This is a genomic window from Streptomyces axinellae (assembly GCF_039532135.1).
Classification (GTDB): domain Bacteria; phylum Actinomycetota; class Actinomycetes; order Streptomycetales; family Streptomycetaceae; genus Streptomyces; species Streptomyces axinellae.
On record NZ_BAAARJ010000079.1, the window covers coordinates 1 to 794 of the forward strand.

1 protein-coding gene is annotated in these 794 nt (G+C 71.3%); it reads left to right on the forward strand.

The features are described from left to right. The coding region (locus tag ABD339_RS33525) for a transposase (protein ID WP_344570945.1) at positions 1 to 794 on the forward strand (794 nt) is incomplete at both ends.

The window sequence follows — 794 nt, forward strand, 5'->3', positions numbered from 1 at the left end:
AGGTCACCAGCATCGTGGGTGGCATGGTCGCGGGCGCGGACAGCATCGACGACCTGGCCGTTCTGCGGCACGGCGCGATGCCGGCCCTGTTCGGCGGCGTCCGCGCCCCATCCACGCCGGGCACGTTCCTGCGTGCGTTCACTCACGGCCACGCCCTCCAACTGCCTGCGGTGCACCGCGGGTTCCTGGGTGCGCTGGTCGCACACGCCCCGCTGCTTCCCGGCTCGGGCGAGAAGGCGTTCATCGATGTCGACTCCACCCACAAGCGTGTGTACGGCCGCACCAAGCAGGGCGCCGAGTACGGACGGTTCAAGGCGATCCGGACCCTGCACCCCCTGCTCGCCACGATCTGCACCCTCGCCTCGCGGCCGGTGATCGCCACCGTGCGGATGCGGCGCGGCAAAGCAGCCGATTCCCGCGGCGCCCCGAAACTGGTCAGCGAGGCCCTGGCCACCGGCGTCGAGGCCGGCTGCACCGGCACCCGCATCCTGCGCGCGGACTCCCAGTTCTACAACGCCGGCGTCATCGCCGCCTGCCGTCGGGCCGGCGCCCGCTTCTCCATCTCCACCGGCATGAACCCCTCCGTCAAACGCGCAGTCCTGGCTGTCCCGGACGGGGCATGGCAGCAGATCACCTGCCCGACCGGGATTCCCGATCCGGACACCGGCGAGCTCATCTCCAATGCCGAGGTCGCCGAGATCCCCGCCTACACCGCGTTCGCCGGCCGCAAGAAAGCAGATCGCGTCACGGCCCGCCTCATCGTGCGCCGGGTCCGTGACCTGGCCAGACCCGCC